This window comes from Enterococcus sp. 9E7_DIV0242, from assembly GCF_002140975.2.
GTDB lineage: Bacteria > Bacillota > Bacilli > Lactobacillales > Enterococcaceae > Enterococcus_L > Enterococcus_L clewellii.
In genome coordinates this window covers 3,051,642-3,068,864 of sequence record NZ_CP147247.1, presented here as the reverse complement: position 1 = coordinate 3,068,864, position 17,223 = coordinate 3,051,642, and the positions used below count along the sequence as shown (strand labels likewise).

General features: G+C 39.9%; 17 protein-coding genes and 1 pseudogene. 8 read left to right on the top strand and 10 right to left on the bottom strand.

What is annotated here, in order from left to right; translation table 11 throughout:
• Positions 1–75 precede the first annotated feature (75 nt).
• Positions 76–1,221: a tyrosine-type recombinase/integrase gene (locus A5888_RS14560; RefSeq protein ID WP_086348747.1), complete on the top strand. Its 1,146-nt coding sequence runs from the start codon at positions 76–78 to the stop codon at positions 1,219–1,221.
• Between the two features lie 82 nt (positions 1,222–1,303).
• On the opposite strand, the gene rlmH is transcribed toward A5888_RS14560, so the two are convergent.
• Positions 1,304–1,783 (bottom strand): 23S rRNA (pseudouridine(1915)-N(3))-methyltransferase RlmH, encoded by a 480-nt coding sequence (rlmH, locus tag A5888_RS14555; RefSeq protein ID WP_086348746.1) that lies wholly within the window; start codon positions 1,781–1,783, stop codon positions 1,304–1,306.
• 454 nt (positions 1,784–2,237) lie between these two features.
• Between rlmH and A5888_RS14550 the strand changes: the two genes are divergently transcribed.
• Together A5888_RS14550 and A5888_RS14545 are read left to right on the top strand one after the other, a co-directional pair.
• Positions 2,238–3,533 (top strand): S1C family serine protease, encoded by a 1,296-nt coding sequence (locus tag A5888_RS14550; protein ID WP_086348745.1) that lies wholly within the window; start codon positions 2,238–2,240, stop codon positions 3,531–3,533.
• A 1,001-nt stretch (positions 3,534–4,534) separates the two neighbouring features.
• Positions 4,535–5,425: a helix-turn-helix domain-containing protein gene (locus A5888_RS14545; protein ID WP_086348743.1), complete on the top strand. Its 891-nt coding sequence runs from the start codon at positions 4,535–4,537 to the stop codon at positions 5,423–5,425.
• A 95-nt stretch (positions 5,426–5,520) separates the two neighbouring features.
• On the opposite strand, the gene ytpR is transcribed toward A5888_RS14545, so the two are convergent.
• From ytpR to pepA, 4 genes are all read right to left on the bottom strand, one after another.
• Entirely contained in the window at positions 5,521–6,132 is a 612-nt protein-coding gene (gene ytpR / locus A5888_RS14540; protein ID WP_086348742.1) for a YtpR family tRNA-binding protein, read from the bottom strand.
• 102 nt (positions 6,133–6,234) lie between these two features.
• Positions 6,235–6,366, bottom strand: a complete 132-nt coding sequence (locus tag A5888_RS14535; protein ID WP_283160587.1) for a hypothetical protein — start codon at positions 6,364–6,366, stop codon at positions 6,235–6,237.
• Between the two features lie 91 nt (positions 6,367–6,457).
• A complete protein-coding gene (locus A5888_RS14530; protein ID WP_086348741.1) occupies positions 6,458–6,775 on the bottom strand; it encodes a thioredoxin family protein in 318 nt (105 codons plus the stop codon).
• 9 nt (positions 6,776–6,784) lie between these two features.
• A complete protein-coding gene (gene pepA, locus A5888_RS14525; protein WP_086348740.1) occupies positions 6,785–7,861 on the bottom strand; it encodes a glutamyl aminopeptidase in 1,077 nt (358 codons plus the stop codon).
• A gap of 217 nt (positions 7,862–8,078) precedes the next feature.
• On the opposite strand from pepA, the gene A5888_RS14520 reads away from it, so the two are divergent.
• Entirely contained in the window at positions 8,079–8,414 is a 336-nt protein-coding gene (locus tag A5888_RS14520; protein WP_086348739.1) for a peptidase, read from the top strand.
• 125 nt (positions 8,415–8,539) lie between these two features.
• The gene (locus A5888_RS14515) at positions 8,540–9,040 is read left to right on the top strand and encodes an LURP-one-related/scramblase family protein (protein WP_086348738.1); all 501 of its coding nucleotides are present in this window, start codon (positions 8,540–8,542) and stop codon (positions 9,038–9,040) included.
• Between the two features lie 213 nt (positions 9,041–9,253).
• Here A5888_RS14515 and trmB read toward each other — a convergent pair whose 3' ends face one another.
• The 4 genes from trmB to A5888_RS14495 all read right to left on the bottom strand — a co-directional run bounded on the left by trmB (position 9,254) and on the right by A5888_RS14495 (position 12,974).
• On the bottom strand, positions 9,254–9,904 hold the full coding sequence (gene trmB, locus A5888_RS14510) for a tRNA (guanosine(46)-N7)-methyltransferase TrmB (RefSeq protein ID WP_086348737.1): 651 nt from the start codon (positions 9,902–9,904) through the stop codon (positions 9,254–9,256).
• A 258-nt stretch (positions 9,905–10,162) separates the two neighbouring features.
• Positions 10,163–11,014 (bottom strand): D-amino-acid transaminase, encoded by an 852-nt coding sequence (gene dat / locus A5888_RS14505; RefSeq protein ID WP_086348736.1) that lies wholly within the window; start codon positions 11,012–11,014, stop codon positions 10,163–10,165.
• A 3-nt stretch (positions 11,015–11,017) separates the two neighbouring features.
• Positions 11,018–12,235, bottom strand: a complete 1,218-nt coding sequence (locus tag A5888_RS14500) for an ABC transporter permease (RefSeq protein WP_086348735.1) — start codon at positions 12,233–12,235, stop codon at positions 11,018–11,020.
• A 1-nt stretch (position 12,236) separates the two neighbouring features.
• Entirely contained in the window at positions 12,237–12,974 is a 738-nt protein-coding gene (locus A5888_RS14495; protein WP_086348734.1) for an ABC transporter ATP-binding protein, read from the bottom strand.
• Between the two features lie 338 nt (positions 12,975–13,312).
• Here A5888_RS14495 and A5888_RS14490 point away from each other — a divergent pair, with 338 nt between their 5' ends.
• From A5888_RS14490 to A5888_RS14480, 3 genes are all read left to right on the top strand, one after another.
• Positions 13,313–13,741, top strand: coding sequence for an HIT family protein (locus A5888_RS14490; RefSeq protein ID WP_086348733.1), 429 nt, complete (start codon positions 13,313–13,315; stop codon positions 13,739–13,741).
• Positions 13,738–14,097 (top strand): YtxH domain-containing protein, encoded by a 360-nt coding sequence (locus A5888_RS14485; protein ID WP_086348732.1) that lies wholly within the window; start codon positions 13,738–13,740, stop codon positions 14,095–14,097. The genes A5888_RS14490 and A5888_RS14485 overlap by 4 nt, the downstream gene beginning before the upstream one ends.
• A 241-nt stretch (positions 14,098–14,338) precedes the next feature.
• Complete coding sequence (locus tag A5888_RS14480) at positions 14,339–15,361, top strand: peptidylprolyl isomerase (RefSeq protein WP_086348731.1); 1,023 nt, start codon at positions 14,339–14,341, stop codon at positions 15,359–15,361.
• 45 nt (positions 15,362–15,406) lie between these two features.
• Here the strand turns inward: A5888_RS14480 and A5888_RS14475 are convergent.
• Positions 15,407–17,029, bottom strand: a pseudogene (locus tag A5888_RS14475) (IS1182 family transposase).
• Positions 17,030–17,223 lie beyond the last annotated feature (194 nt).

Here is a 17,223-nt window from a genome sequence, read left to right as displayed (position 1 = left end):
TGTGCATCACCAAAATAAAACCTAAATAGGCTTATTTGCTATGCCTATTTTAACACAAATAGGAGTGTATGAACAATGTGGATGGAAAAAACTTCTGACGGCAAATTTAAGTATCGGGAAAGGTACACTGACCCTTACACAGAAAAATATCGGACTGTATCAGTTACGCTTTTGAGTAATTCAAGACAGGCACAGAATAAAGCTCAACGCTACTTGAATGAGGAAATAGGCAAGCGGCTATCTATTAAAATAGAAGGATCGGACACCTTTAAAAACGTCCTTGAAGAATGGCTGGAAAAATACAAGCATACCGTCAAAGAAACAACCTACTGGCGCAACGAATGGAATGTAAAGCTCATTCGCAGATTCCTGAAAGACGATATAATTGTGAAGAATATTGACACCCCATTAATTCAACAAGGATTAGATAAACTATACTATGAAGATAATTATTCACTTTCCACTGTGAAAAATTGTAAATCGCTTATCAGAATTATTCTGGAGCATGCACGAAAGAAAAACCTGATCGAACACAACCCAGTCAATGACGTAACCATTCACCAGAAGGCAATGAAATATGAAGACTTAGAAAAAATTGAAAACAAATATCTGGAAAAAGACGAACTGAAAAAAATTCTCTTTATTCAGCGTAACTTATTTAAAAGTAAACGGTTTGCAGATTTGGCTGAGTTTATGGCGCTTACTGGCGTACGTTTTGGCGAAGCTATCGCCTTAGATTATTCATGTTTGAATGGTAATATATTGAACATTGATGGAACACTGGACTATACAACAAAGGGAACCCCTGAGCTACACAAAACTTTACCCAAGACTGCCGCAGCTATCAGAAAAGTAGAATTGAACCAGCGTGCTGTGGATATATTGAATGACTGCAAGTTGGAAAACAAACTGAATACTTCCAAGCGCTTCACTGATAAAGGTTTCTTTTTCTCAAGTCTTCTTGGCAACCCTATAGCTATATGTAATTTTAACGATTCATTGAAGCGTGCAGCGAAGCATGCTGGCGTTGATAAAAACCTATCTTCCCACATTCTCAGGCACACTCATATCTCAATGCTGGCAGAAAAGAGAATACCTATAAAGGCCATCATGGAACGGGTAGGCCATACCGATGCAGAAATAACAACGAAAATTTATACCCATGTTACTGAGGAAATGAAAAGGGACATAATAGAAGCCCTCGAAGAAATCGAGCTTTAATTGCCCCTTTTGTGCCCCTTTTTGAATTATCTAACTGTTGAACATAGCATAAACCCTTATGAAATAAGGATAAATACAAATTTTATTTATGATACGGTTCCCCCTTCTGAATCCGAAACGCCCGGTAAATCTGCTCTACCAAAATCAGTCGCATCAGCTGGTGTGGATAAGTCATCTTTCCGAAGGAGATTTTCTGATTGCTTCTACTTAATACTTTATCACTTAGCCCCAGTGAGCCGCCGATGACGAAGGCGAGCTGGGATTTGCCGGAGATACCGAGCTGCTCGATATCGCGGGCGAAGTCTTCGCTGCTTGGCTGTTTGCCGTCGATGGCTAAGGCGAACAGGTAGTCTTGGTCAGACAGTTTGGCGAGGATGCGGTCGCCTTCTTTGTCTTTGACTTGGATCATTTCGGCGTCGCTGAGTTTTTCCGGCGCTTTTTCGTCCGGTACTTCGATGACTTCGACTTTGCTGTAGCTTTGCAGGCGTTTCAGGTATTCGTTGATACCTTGCACCAGATATTTTTCCTTTAATTTGCCGACCGTTATTATTTTAATTCGCATTTTTTCACATCTTCCCGAGTTTTCTCATAATCTTTATCAACAATTTTATCATGAAGAGATTTCGTATTCCACAGTATTTCCACAAAGTTATACACATATACACAGACTTATCCACAGATTCCATCCCCATTCAGGGTTATTTTTACAACTTTTTCAATACAAACACATATTCCCATATAAATTTATGCACATTATCCACAAACCTGTGGATAACTTTTGTCCGTTTTTTCCACATGTTTCTTCTTTATTTTTTCATAAATCCGGGAATTTTTTTCTCATCTATATGAAAATTTACTCATGTTGTTCATAAAAAGTTCAAAGCTATCTTGTAGACTAAAAGAGTCAAGAAAAGCTATACTAGTATATGAGTCCTGATGAACTTTGTGCTTAGAATTTTTTACAGGGTTTATATACATAGTCATTAATGAATACTAAAATATCGGAGGAAGTTATAATGGATAGAAAAGATGTTACACCTAACTCAAATAGAAATAAAAGTGGTTTAATGAAAAGACTTGGAATCGGGATCGTCGGTGGATTGCTTGGGGGTTCTCTTGCGTTCGGCGGACTTTACGCTGTGACAGATATGGGGAACAACAACTCTACCACTTCTGAACTGACACCAACAGACAATAGTGGCGACACAAAAGTAAGTAATGTGAATGTCAATGTGAACAGTGATATCACCAAGGCTGTGGATAAAGTACAAAATGCGGTGGTTTCAGTTATCAACATGCAAAGTGCTAGTCAAAATACTTCTGGTTTATACGGCGGATTATTCGATGAACGGGGACAAAACGGAAACTCCGATTCTAACACATCCGACGACGATGCTGATTTAGAAGCAGCAAGCGAAGGTAGTGGTGTTGTCTATAAGAAAGATGGCGACACAGCTTATATCGTAACCAACAATCACGTAGTCAGTGGTGCACAAGGATTGGAAATCGTCCTTCATGATGGTACGAAAGTTCAAGGTGAGCTTGTCGGTACAGATTCTTACACTGACTTAGCTGTAATCAAAGTGAAATCAGATAAAATCGATGCTGTTGCCGATTTCGGAAATTCTGACAGCTTGAAAATCGGTGAGCCTGCGATTGCAATCGGTTCTCCTTTAGGTTCAGACTATGCGAACTCTGTAACACAAGGGATCATTTCTTCTGTGAACAGAAATATCACCAACCAAAACGACGATGGCGAAACAATCAATATCAATGCGATCCAAACAGATGCAGCGATCAACCCTGGGAACTCAGGTGGTCCATTAGTCAATATTGAAGGTCAAATCATCGGGATCAACTCTGTGAAGATCGTTCAATCTAGCGACTCTGTCAGCGTTGAAGGGATGGGCTTTGCGATCCCTAGTAATGATGTAGTGAACATCATCAACCAATTGGAAAAAGACGGCAAAGTGACTCGTCCGGCATTGGGCGTAACAATGGTCGATATGACAAATATTTCTACACAACAAAGAGAACAAATTTTGAAAACGCCGGAAGACTTGACAACAGGTGTCGTGATTCGTTCCGTACAAACAGCAACACCTGCTGAAGAAGCTGGCCTTGAAAAATACGACGTGATCACAGAAATCGATGGCGAAGCAATTGAAACAACAACAGACTTACAAAGTGCGCTTTATAACAAGAAAGTAGGCGACACGATGGAAGTTACTTACTACCGTCAATCGAAAAAACAAACAGCAACGGTGAAACTGACAATTGATCAGGATGCATTGAAACAAACACAAGAATAAGCTACGAAAAAGAGCCTTGAACAATCCTAGTGATTGCCCAAGGCTCTTTTTCGTAGCTGTTAGTTACTACTATAAGTATCTGTGACGGAAAGCCTGCTATTTCATTTTTCAACAGCTCCTCTCTAAGTAGCGCTGGTCCTCAAAGTCCTTTTTCTTGAAATCAAAAAATCGTTGACTATTTTTTATTGCTGCTGTTTTTTCTGATCATCCATAGTTTCTGCATTGGATGCTGTTATTTAATCGTTATATCGTTATGCTCGATCTCTATAAAAAGAAGCTTGAGCTATGCTGCTAATCCGCTAGGTTCTTATCCCCCTTAAGTATCCATTCATCGGCATGTTTATCTGATTCATAAGGGTTTCTACCTCTCTTGCGGATTAAAAATACATATGCTTGCTGGAGTAAATCCATCATCCCTTGTTGTAAATCTGCCTTTTCATTTCAAAAAATGCTTTTCTTTCACGCTTGGATTTGTGCCGGATTATACCTTAAAACATCGTGTCTTGATCAAAAATATGGTTATTTTCCTTGATTATTCTCTAAAAAGTGATATACAAGAGGAAAAAACAAAAAAATTTCTTTTTTCTCTTGTTCTTTCTATTATTTACTTGTTATAATATTGGCATTGTAAAAGGTGCAACAGAACAAATAACATCTGTCATTTTTGTATGATTGAACGGACAACATAATTATTTAGCTACGCACTTATCTCTTATATACTAACAAGTTCAAAAATCAGTAATCATTTATTGTTAACTCGAATATATGCTTGATACTATTTTGGCGACTTTCTCGTAGATTCCTGTCTAACGTGAAAATGTCGTTTTTTCTAAACCACAACAACAAACTATTTTTATTTATTTGAACTATCTAATTTACTTTAAATCGATATAATTATACAAAAATTAGATAAAAAAGCATCATTATTATCCTTTTTTTGTATTTGGTAATTTATAAAAAAATGAGCAGACACTTATCACAGTCATCGAAAGGGGTTTATCATGCAAATTGGAGAAATCATTCGCTTCTTACGCACGCATCAAAAAATGAGCCAATCCGAAGTTGCCGAAAAATTGGGTGTTCGTGTCATGAACATTTCCAATTGGGAGCGGGGAATCAGTCAGCCACCCGCAGAAAAAATCATGGCCTTCTCTGAGTTGTTCCAAGTATCGATCGACACACTTTTTGGACGAACAACCTTAGATAGCTTCACCAATCGGAACATTTACGAAATTCGTGATCTTGCGTTAGAATTACAGACCAGCATGCATGAGTTGCCTAGAGAAGATATCGATGCCATCTTTCGTTTTGTTTATGACCTGAAAATTGCCAACCTGAGAAAACAATTTAGCTATGATTTTTTTGAAGTCGACAGCAGTATCGAACAGCTGCTTCAGCATAAGAATAGTGCTATATATGAACTGGCTAATTACTGTAAACGACTTGTCCATGAATTCGGCGCCATTCACGGAAGCTACCAGAAGCAGTTATTATTTGATAGTGCGCTTTTGATTATGCTTGAGCAAGAAAATACACCTGAATTTCTGACGATCCAGAGAAGCATCTATGAAGAATTGCTGCCACTTGATTTATTTATCCTTTCTTGGCGCAAGGGGGATACTTCCTTAAAGGAATTGGCTGAGCGTTTCAGTATCAGCTATGAATTCGTACTCAAGGTTGTTGAGTATTACCTGATTTCTCGTGGGGATACTTGCACTGTTAATGAATACCTGATCGATTTCCGAAAAACCTTTATAACTAATTCACTGACCATAACGAAAATACATGATGTAGAGCTGACCAAGCCGCGCGATCTATCGCAGTCAACAAGCAAGCTAACTGAAGCTGTCTTTTTAAGTAGAGTAACGCTTTCTGATGAAGCTGGAAGATAACATTATTTCTACCGCCAAAAGCTAGAAACATTGACGAACAAAAAACAGAAAGAAGACGGCAAACGAATACCGTCTTCTTTCTATTTTTGTCTCTCTTATTCTGCTGAAAAAGGTTCGCCAACCGTTGCATCAAATGGCAATTCCAAAATCCCTTTTTTCTCAGGTGCATTAGGTACATTCAGTTCTCTTGCTGAACAAATCATTCCCAGACTTTCCACACCACGCAGCTTGCCAGGCCAAATCATCATACCATCCGGCATCATTGCACCTGGTTTAGCTACGACTACCTTCTGACCTGCTTTGATATTCGGAGCACCACAAACGATTTGCAGCACAGTTCCATTATCCACTTCTGTCTGAGTAATAGACAGGTGATCGGAATCTGGGTGCTTTTTGCACGATTTAACAAAACCTACCACGATTTTCGGTTCAGGATCAAGCGTCAACGTTTCAGAAAACCCATCTTTAGCAATTGCTTCATTCACTTGGTCAAGTTGTTCTTGAGACAATTCAATCTGCCCTTGTCCTTCGATTTCTCCTAAGATAGAAGATACCTCAAAAATATTCCACGCAACGATGGTCCCATCTTCCGCAGTCACCTTTGCAGTATTCCCTTTACGTTTGACATGATTCTCCTGTCCTTGATCGTCAGCTACGATAACCAATAGTACATCGCCGACATGACTTTTATTATATGAAAAAATCATTTGTTCTCCTCCTCATTGTTCATTCTGTTCCATCTTAACAAAAAAGCGCGTATCTGCCTATCTGTTTTACCACAAAGGCCCGAACTATTCGCTTCATAAAAGCTAAACGAACTCGACCAGGCATTGAGTGCCTAAGTAGGTACTGCTTAGCATCAACTCATTTTTGTTATATGTCGCAGCAATTAGAAAATCCTGCTTCACATTGATACTTTCAAGCTTACCCTTCCTTAGCATTTTTAGACTCCGAAACCGGCAAAAAATGACCGGGCTTTTGTCAGCCAACTGACAGCCCAGTCACTCTCAACAGTATACAGTGTTTAAAGCCTTAGACCGTTAATCCCTGTATAAAATCTGTGATTTCCGCTTTTGTTTTTCGATCTTTATTGACCAGACGCCCCAGCTCTTTGCCATTATCCAAAACAACAAAGCTAGGAATACCAAAGATATTCCATTTTGCTGCGACATCAATAAACTCGTCACGATCGACTTCTATAAATTGATAGTCTGGAAATGCTGCTTCGATTTCAGGCAGCACCGGCTTGATAAAGCGGCAGTCTCCGCACCAGTCCGCAGTAAAAAAGAAAACATTTTTACCGGTTTCTACATACCCGGCCAGCTCTTCCAATGATTTTGGTATGATCATTCGTTCTTCCTACTTTCCGTAAATAATCGTATTGACCGTTGTCTTATCTAAGCCTTTCAGCACTTGAATCAGCATTTCACGCGCCGCTTCAAAGTCTCTGATACTGAACATCGTTTGATGGGTATGGATATAACGTCCGCAGACACCGATCACTGAGCTAGGCACACCATCGTTCGTTGTATGTGCTGCCCCCGCATCCGTACCACCTTTTGATACAAAGTACTGGTAAGGGATATTGTGCGTTTCTGCTGTATCCAGTAGGTACTCACGCACACGCGGTAAGGTAATCATGCCCGGATCGAAAATACGTAACAGCGTTCCTTCGCCTAAATGCCCAAAGGTTTCTTTTTTTGTCTGAATATCATCTGCAGCCGAACAGTCTACTGCGAAAAACAGGTCTGGTTTGAATTTATGAACAGACGGTTTAGAACCTCTCAGTCCAACCTCTTCCTGTACATTGGCACCGGCAATCAGTGTATGTCCCAAGCTTTCATTTTGCAGCGCTTCAAGAGCTTCCAATACCAAGGTACAGCCATAACGGTTATCCCATGATTTCGCAATGATGTTTTTGCCGTTCGCTGTTTTGATGGTTTCGCTCTGAGGTACGATCGTATCACCCGGACGTACGCCGAAGCTTTCTGCCTCTTCTTTTGACTCAAAACCGGCATCAAATAATACATCGGTCACTTCCAGTTGCTTCTGCCCATTTGTTCCTCGTAATAAATGTGGAGGAATAGATGAAGAAATACATGGATAGTTGCCCTTCGCTGTTTTCAATGTAAAACGCTGTGCAGATACAACGTAAGGGTTCCAGCCGCCTAAAGGCACGACACGAAATAAGCCATTGTCCTTGATTTGTGTCAGCATAAAACCAACCTCATCCAAATGGGCCGCGATCATCACTCGTGGTGCATCGCTTTCTTTGGCACGTTTGATCCCAAAAATACCACCTAGACCATCATACTGGACTTCATCTACTAAAGGCGTCATGTGTTTCTTCATATATGCTCGAACGTCTTCTTCGGCCCCGCTAGTTCCTTGAAGTTCTGTCAATTCCTTGATTCGTAAAAATGTTTTGTCATCCATTTTCTTTGACCCCCGCCTTGTTTTTTCCTTGAAATAAACAAATTATTTTCGATAAAAATAATCAATGTCGCTTATTTCTCTCATTCTTGAGATATCTCATTTATTATAACGCAAAATTATTTTATTGAACATTTTTTTATTTTCATAAGACTATGTTAGAATAGAAATAGGATAACAGACAGCTATCAATACTTGAAATAGACGGAGGGTGTTCCTGATGGGTGAAGAAAATGAATTGAGTTACTTTAAAAACGGACTGGCTTTAGGTGCCGGGCTTGGTGTTGTCGGCGGTGTTCTATCCACCCTGTGGTTCCAAAGAAACCGGACCTTGGATGCCGATCTCGTACTGGAAACGATAAAGGATGCTTTCTTGAAAGAAGGGCCGATCGAAGGCTCTTGGATCGAATTTGAGAAGAAGCCTCTGCGAAAGTTCGCGATCCATTCAAAGACATATAATGGTGGGATTTCCCGCATAGAAGACGGTTCTCTGGTTCAGTATGCCTTTGTTGCAGATGCTCAGACTGGAACAGTCATCGATGTTACTCGCCTTTAAAAAGAAGAGAAAAAATGGTTTCTACCTTGATAGAATCCTTTTTTCTCTTTTTGATTATTCCAGGGGTTGTCAAAAAAATAGTAAGGAAACACATTTTTTACAGCGTTTGATTAGGAGGAATACATATGAAAAAACTATTCATCAAGCAAAAAGTTTTCAGCTTGGGTGGGCATTTTACTGTTAAGGATGAGCTGGAGCAGGATAGATACTTCGTTGAAGGCAGCTTTCTATCGATTCCAAAAACATTTACAATTTCAGATACTCATGGTCAGCAGATCGGGACCATCACGAAAAAGGTCTTCAGCTTTCTGCCAAAGTTTTTCATCGAGATTGCCGGTGAGGAAACGTTGACTATCGAAAAAGAATTGACTTTTTTCAAATCACGGTATCATATAGATGCCAAAGGGCTAGAGATTCAAGGGGATTGGTGGAACAAGAATTTTGAGATTCTTCGTAAGGGCGAGGTCGTGGCAACGATTGAAGAGAAGTGGTTCACTTGGGGCGATTCCTTCGAGGTCGATATCTACGATGAAGCATTAGAGCATACGATCATTTCATTGGTGATCGCAATTGACTTTGTTAAACAAGAAGAACAAAATGCCGCAGCCAGCTCAAGTAGTTCCTAATAGTCAAAAAACAAAATCGACCGAGTGTGGGACATAACTCAATCCCCCACACTTCTAAACACCTAAAACCGAATAAACGGTGGGACAGAAGCAACTTCTTCGACAATAAGTCGAAATTCAACAAAAATTCATGGCAATTTTCGTGAATTCCGCCTTATTGCTTGAAGCTGAACACTTCTGTCCCAACCTCGGTCGATTCTTTGTTATATCCTCTTATACTTCTTCTGATTGAAAACGTGCTTCCACACGATAGATCGGTTGACCTTTTGCGGAGAACTTTTCTTCATACTCGGTCATGATATTTCCTTCATAAGGACTTGCATGAAGATCCAGCCAGACCTGTTCAAGGATCATCCCGTATTTTGAAAAACTGCTCAACGAATATTCAAACAAGCCGCGGTTATCCGTTTTGAAATGAATCTCCCCATTTGGCTTTATGATCTTTTCATCTACCGCCAAGAAACTCTTGGACGTCAACCGACGCTTTTCATGACGTTTCTTTGGCCATGGATCAGAAAAGTTCAAATAGATTTGATCCACTTCATTCTCTGCAAAGTACTGAGTCAGTTCTTCCCCATTCACATGAAGCAGCTGTAAATTTGGCAGCTTCTCCTCTAATGCCCGTTCTAAAGCAATCGAAAGGACGCTGACCTGCATCTCAATACCAATATAATTGATCTCCGGATTGGCTTTTGCCATCCCAACGACAAATTGCCCCTTTCCTGTACCAATCTCAATATGGATCGGGTGATCATTGCCAAAACGTTCCTGCCATTTCCCTTGCCATTGCTCCGGACCTGCCACGACATACTCTGGATGTGCAGCCAGTAATTCCTCTGCCCCTGGTCTTTTTCTTACACGCATGTTTTTTCCTCACTTATTCAATATTGTTTATTCAAACTTCCTTGTCTATCTCTTTACTCACACAAACGACGGATCAAAAATCGAAGACTCCAACTTAGATGGAAGAAAGCCGCTTTTGAACCGTCGTCTATTTAACTGTACAATGAAACCTGATGAATGGAACAAACAATTGCTTTATACTCATTTGTACCACTCACGTATCTTCATAAAATTTATACTTGTTTTTTCACGGTCTGTCAACTTTTGATCGACAGAGTTTTACGAGCAATGACGGGCAACTTCTGCCAGATATTCCTGATGAAGCTGCATGGTGATCGCACCGGGCTGACCCGTACCAACGATATGCTCTTCGATTTTGACCACAGGAACGACCTCAATCAGCGATCCGGAGATAAAACATTCATCCGCTGTAAACAGCGCTGCTTCATCAAACGCTTCTTCCTTCACTGGAAGTCCAAGCTTTTCAGCGATTTCTAAAAGCTTCAGCTTGGTGATTCCCGGTAGGATCAACTGTCCATCTGGATGTGTGTAAATCGTCCCATCCTTGACCATCCAAAAATTAGCCGCAGAAGCTTCTGTTACTTTACCTTCTCGAATTTGGACCGCATCCTCAAAGCCGCGACTTCGTGCATGCTCCAACGCCATCACATTGCCTAATAGGCTGAGTGATTTGATATCACAGTGCAACCAACGAGTATCCGGTACGATACCGACCGCAATCCCTTTGGTTTGTTTTTCTACTGGTCGATCATACGGAATAATATTCGCTGTTAAAACAGCTTTTACTTTTTTAGGATCAGGTAATGCGTGGTTCCGAGGTGAGTCAATGCCGCGTGTGACTTGCAGATAGAGCTTCCCTTCGGTCACTTTTTCTACAGCAGTCAGCTCCTGCAAGCGACCCAATAGTTCTTCCTTTGTAAAAGGCAGATGCAGCTTGATTTTTTCTGCGCCAGTCCATAGACGTGTCATATGCTCATCCGCCATATAAAATTGTCCATTGTATACACGAATCACTTCATATAGTCCGTCACCATATTGATAGCCACGGTCCTCCATATCAATGCTTACTTCTTTTCGATCAACAATTTGGTCATTCCATAGAACTTTCATGTCTCATTCCTCCATTTTTTTCAAACGTTGCGGAACATAGAACCTCGTAAATCCAATGATTTCAGCAGCCATTGCAACAATGACCACTAACGCCTCTTGTATATTCGGTAGCTGAATCAACGTAATCACCCCAAATACCACTGCGGCGATAATCAGTAAAACATTCAATAAATAGCTGACTGCCTGCTTTTTCTGTTTTACAGGCGTCGGATAAAGATGCGTCATCACCATATAGTCAAATTGGGCATAAATCGGAATCAGTTGGAAACCTAACAAATAGATAAATACCAATGCGACAATCAACGACAAGATAAAATCCTTTGAGAAAAATAGAATGAGTCCGGCAAGAATCAACAGTCTCAAGAATAACCCACTGTACTCTGAGCCTCTCAAAAAGCTGCGAGCGTAAAGATAGAGGTACGTATTTTTATTTTCTTTTTTGATTCTATTCAAGATTGGATCAAACAGCTTTCTCCGCTTGATGCTTCCTGTGATTTCCGGAACATCGGTAAACAAATGGATAAAGCGATAAATCCGGTGCATTCGATTGTTTTCTTTTTTGATCATTTTTTCCCAGTCCAGAGAAACCTGCTGTTTTTTCTGTTTCAGAAAAACAGTGAATATTCCCAGAATAATGATGGAAAGTCCCAACCCGATAAAAGGATTCACATACATCCCAATCGCTAAGGTCCCTGCACTTGCAAAAAACCAGATTGCTTGCCACAAGCGACTTTCGTTCAGCGAAATCTGATACAAATCATATTCCTGCCAGCTTAAATGAGCCGCCTTCAAAAGAAGAAGCGTCAGCAGATAAACAAAGAAGACGGAAAATTCGGCACCTGTAGAAACAACAACCAACGGCATTGTCATACCGCTTATCAATAAAATAGCTGCTGCTGGTAAAATAAAGGAGTGACGAAACGCTCGTTTGAAATAGCTTGGCATATCTGCCTCTTTCGGCAGAATGAAAACCTTATCCGCTTCTTGTGTCAAGGTAGCCAATTGACCAATCAGTAATGCCGCCAGCCAAATCGCTAAAATGATGGGACGCCCCCAGACAAAGTTCTCTGGTAAGCTCTTTAGCAGCTCAGAATAGTAAAATCCCAATCCTCCCAGCAAAAATACACAGACGATCACGAAATGATCATTGAAGACATACTGCATATATTTCATCATTTTTTTCAAATGACGAGCCGAACGCAGCTTATACATTTCTGACATACTATCCCACCTTTTCTTCCTTAGTCAGTGCAAGATAGATGTCATCTAATGAAGAGTCCGGTAAATCAAATTCTGCACGCAAATCATCCATCGATCCAATCGCACGCACGACCCCTTCATGCAGGACAACAAATCGGTCGCAGTATTTTTCCGCTGTTGCCAGGATATGCGTGGACATCAAAATAGCTGCACCTTGGTTACGCATCTCATCCATCAGTTCAAGAAGCGCATGGATCGCCAAAGGGTCCAACCCCAAAAATGGCTCATCGATGATATATAGACTTGGCTCAATCAAGAATGCACATAGAACCATAACCTTTTGCTTCATTCCTTTTGAAAAATGCGCCGGAAACCATTCTAACTTATTTTCCAATCGAAAGGTCTTAAGCAAAACCTCCGCGCGTCTGAACGCTTCCTCCACAGGGATGTCATATGCCATCGCGGTAATCTCGATATGTTCTTTTAATGTTAGCTCTTCGTATAATGAAGGAGTTTCCGGTATGTAGCCGATTTTTTTGCGATAGCTTTCCGGATTCTGACTCAAGGTCTGATCATCTATTGAGATTTTCCCTTTTTGGGGAGTTAGCAAGCCAATGACATTCTTGATCGTGGTACTTTTCCCGGCACCGTTCAGCCCAATCAGGCCAACCATTTCACCGGCCTTTACTTCAAAGTTTATATCTTTCAAAACAGGAACATGACCGTAGCCGCCTGTTAAATGCTCAATTTTCAAGCTCATGTGATTGCCTCCAAATTTTTTAATGTTTCTATTATAACATGATGGACAGGCAAAGTGGCTTTACTAAGCAAATTTCCAACGCATCTTTCTTTCAGATTTCCATGTATGCATCAGCTGCTTACTCAACTACTTACGAAGCTGGAAAATCATTTTGTCAGTAGCTAAAGATAGAGAGCCTCACTTCTCCTACTTAGCCATTTCTGAATAGTTTCTTTTCCTAGCCCACAAACAAAACAATTCCAAAAGAAAAGTTTTTCTTTCTTCGTTTCGTTCTTATACTTTCTTGTTGAGTTATGGTAAAGTAGAAGAAAAGAAATTTCGAAGAAAGAAGGTTTCCTATGGAAGACTGTATTTTTTGCAAAATTGTCAATCAAGAAATTCCCAGTTATAAAGTATATGAAGACGAGGTCGTCTATGCGTTTCTAGATATCAGCCAAGTGACAAAAGGACATACCCTTGTGGTTCCGAAAAAACATGTCACAGATATTTTCGAGTACGATTCCTCTTTAGCTTCAGAGGTTTTTGCACGAATCCCTAAAATAGCTCGAGCATTAGAACGCGCTATCCCTGAGATGGAAGGATTGAATATTGTCAATAACAACAAAGAGCTGGCCTATCAATCTGTCTTCCATTCCCATATTCATTTGATTCCTCGTTACAGCAAGGATGACGGATTTGCCATGCGCTTTCCGAACAATCAGGAAAACTACTCAAGTGAAGAGCTGCAGCAAATAGCTGAAACAATTGCAAAGCAGGTGAATGAATAATGAAGGGCTTTTTCAAAGGAATCCTGTTCGGCTCTGTTGTCGGTGGCTTGGGCGGTCTTCTACTTGCTCCACGCAGCGGAAAAGAAACACAGGAAAAAATACTGGACGAAGTGGATGACTGGAAATATCTGACCAATGACTTCAATGAAAAATTGGCGACATTCAAAGCTTCTCTGACTGACTTCCAAGAAACAGCGGAAGCTACTATCCCACCTTTTGCTGAAGGAATAAATAAAGACATTGAGAATTTCAAATTTCAGGCAGAGCCTCGCTTGGAGCAGATTCAAGAACAGTTAGATAAAATTCAAGCTGAGTTACCGGAGATGCCGGAAATGACTGAAGAAAAAGAAGCCTAGACTTCCACTCATTCCAAAAAAGTCCACTTTTGGGATGGGTGGTTTTTTCATTATGAAAGAAAGATATACTTACCACAATTCTCTTTTTTCAGCTAAATGTGTCCAAATTTCGAAAATTATTTGAAACTTCAATTCAGTGTTTCTTTTATATCAAAGATTATGGTATAGTAATAAACGTGAGAAATTCTTTTCTACATAAAACAATCATACAAAAACTATTATTTTTAGGAGAGCTGACCAAATGAAGAAAAAACTGATTTTAGCTGCAGCAGGCGTATTAAGTATTTTTACTTTAGCCGCATGTTCAAGCAGTTCAGATGAAATTGCTACAATGAAAGGTGCGAAAATCACCGTTGAAGACTTTTACAATGAAGTAAAGGTTAGCAGTGACAGCCAATCAAGAGTTGCGAACATGATTATCTACAAAGTATTTGAAGATAAATATGGCGACAAAGTATCAACAAAAGATATTGATGCAAAATTTGATGAAATCAAAGAAAGTGCTGAGTCTCAAGGTCAAAATTTTGACGACTACTTGAAACAATACGGCTACACACAAAAATCTTATAAAGCGTTGATCAAGCAAAGTCTTGCTTTTGAAGCTGGAATCGAGTCTCATATCGATATCACTGACGAAGACTTAAAAACAGCTTGGGATTCTTTCCATCCAGAAGTAGAAGCGCAAATCATCTCTGTTGCTACAGAAGATGAAGCAAAAGAAATCAAAGCTGAATTAGACAAAGACGGCGACTTCACGAAAATTGCAAAAGAAAAATCAACAGATACAGCAACTAAAGAAGATGGCGGTAAAGTCAAATTTGATTCTACCTCTACAGAAGTTCCTGCTGCTGTACAAGAAGCTGCATTCAAGCTGAAAAATGGTGAAGTAAGTGACGCTATCGCTGTTACTGACAGCACTGGTTACCAAACAAGCTATTACCTTGTGAAGATGACAAAAACATCTGCTAAAGGAAATGACATGGACCCTTACAAAGACCAATTGAAAGAAATCGCTACTACTACAAAAGCAAGTGATTCTACTTTCCAAGCAAAAGTTGTAAGTGATGAGCTAAAAGAAGCAAACGTAAAAATCAAAGATGATGCCTTCAAAGATGTATTATCACAATACATTCAAACAGAAGAATCAAGTACAGAAGACACAGCAGCTTCAAGCACAAAAGAATCAACAAAAGCTGAATCTTCAACCGACTCTTCAGAAAAAACATCTGACTCTTCAAGTGCAACCGAAGACTCTTCTAAATAAGAACAAGCGAAACGGGGCTGTGACATAACTCATTGTGAGAGCCTATCAAAAAGAAGCGAACCAAAAAATTGTAAAATAATTTTTTGGTTCGCTTCTCTTTTTGATTTTTAGCCCTTTGTTTTTCTCTCTGACAGCCAGTTTCATCATATTTAATGCCATGACAACGATGCCTGATTCCTTTCGGACGTTCGCCAAGCCTCGAACATGGTATCGTGTGAAACCTAAACAAGCTTTCATACTTCCAAAAACAGTCTCCACATCAATCTTTCGACGCGCGTAAATCTTACTTGTTTCTGAAGTTGAAAGCAATTCTCTTTGTTTTGCCTTAAAATATTCCCACGAAGGATTGACCGTAATCTTTCTTCTGTTTCCTTTTCGAGTCAAAGCTTCTGGAATCACCCGTTTATTCTCATCATACTTCTCTGCTTGATATTCTTTGAAATCTCGTACAAATCCCTCTTTATCAGGACGTTTTCGATAGGCATTAAAATTGAATCGAACTCCTTTGGAGTCAATGTAATAGTCTTCTTCTGCATGATACATCCAGTTTATTATTTTTCGTTCATCCGTTTGCCATTTACGACTTTTTTCTTTGTGCATTGTCCCATAAGGGATCAATGCAGTATGTGTCGATAACTCATCCTCCAAATAACGATAGTTTCTTTCAGAACCGTAGCCGGCATCTGCTACAAGGTATGTCTTCTCTTGTTCAGCTATGTTCATTCTTTCCAACAATGGAATCAGTGTTTTTGTGTCTGTTGGATTTTGATAAACGTCATAGCCTAACACAAACTGGTTACAGGTCGCAATTTGTAAATTATAGGCAGGTTTTAATTGACCATTTCTCATCGGGTCTTCTTTGACTCGCATAAAAGTAGCCTCATGATCTGTTTTTGAATAACTATTTCGAGTACCACAAATAGACAGTCGAGTTTGGTGTTCAACCATCCTTTCACGCCGTTCTATCAACTTACGTTTCTGTGATTTTAGTGTCCGCCGTTCTTGTTTCGCTGGGTTAGGAGAGACCTTCTTGGTCTCCTTCACTTTCTCCTCTAGCTCTTCAAGACGCAGCTCCATTCGAGTAATGACTTCATCAACCATCTCTAGCGTGAGGGATGAACCATCAGGGATTTGCTTGTTTCGATAAGCTTCTTTCAATTACGCCATCATCTGAAGAATGGTCTCTCGATTCATCTGATCAAATTTAATGGTGCTCTTTTTCCAGACAAAGCTGTATTTATTCGCATCGGCTAGAATTTTCGTTCCATCAATAAACACTGCGTCATCAATCAATTGACATTTCCGCAGATAATCGACCAATGAATCCAGCCCTTTAGTAAGTAGGTTCTCTATTTCGACAGAAACCCTAAAACGAGCAATTGTCCGATAAGAAGGTAGCTGTTCTTGCGTCAACCAACGAGCCGGTAGGCTCTCTTCTGCCAGTTGTTCAATCTTACGACTACTGAACACACTACGAGTGTAGGCAAATAAAACTAATTTCAACATAGCAGCTAAGTCGTATTCTCTAGGTCTTCCAAAAAAATAAGGGTCACTGATTTGAAGCGATTCAACTAGTTCATTGATGAACCAAGCCGTATTCTCTTTTTTTGGAATATAGGAAGTAGTAATATCTAAAGTTAGTTGATTCATGTTATAATAAGTATGCATGATTTTAGTCCTTTCGAGGAGTAGAATGGGAAGAGTACGGAGTGCAATCTGTACTCTTTTATTGTACCCAAAAAAACTTATGAAATGAACTGGTTTCAGTCGTTTCATAAGGTTTTTTGCTTTTAGAGCTATGACTTATGTCACAGGCCCGTTTTTTTGTATTAGAGTCAAAATCATATATGGAACTTTGCTTC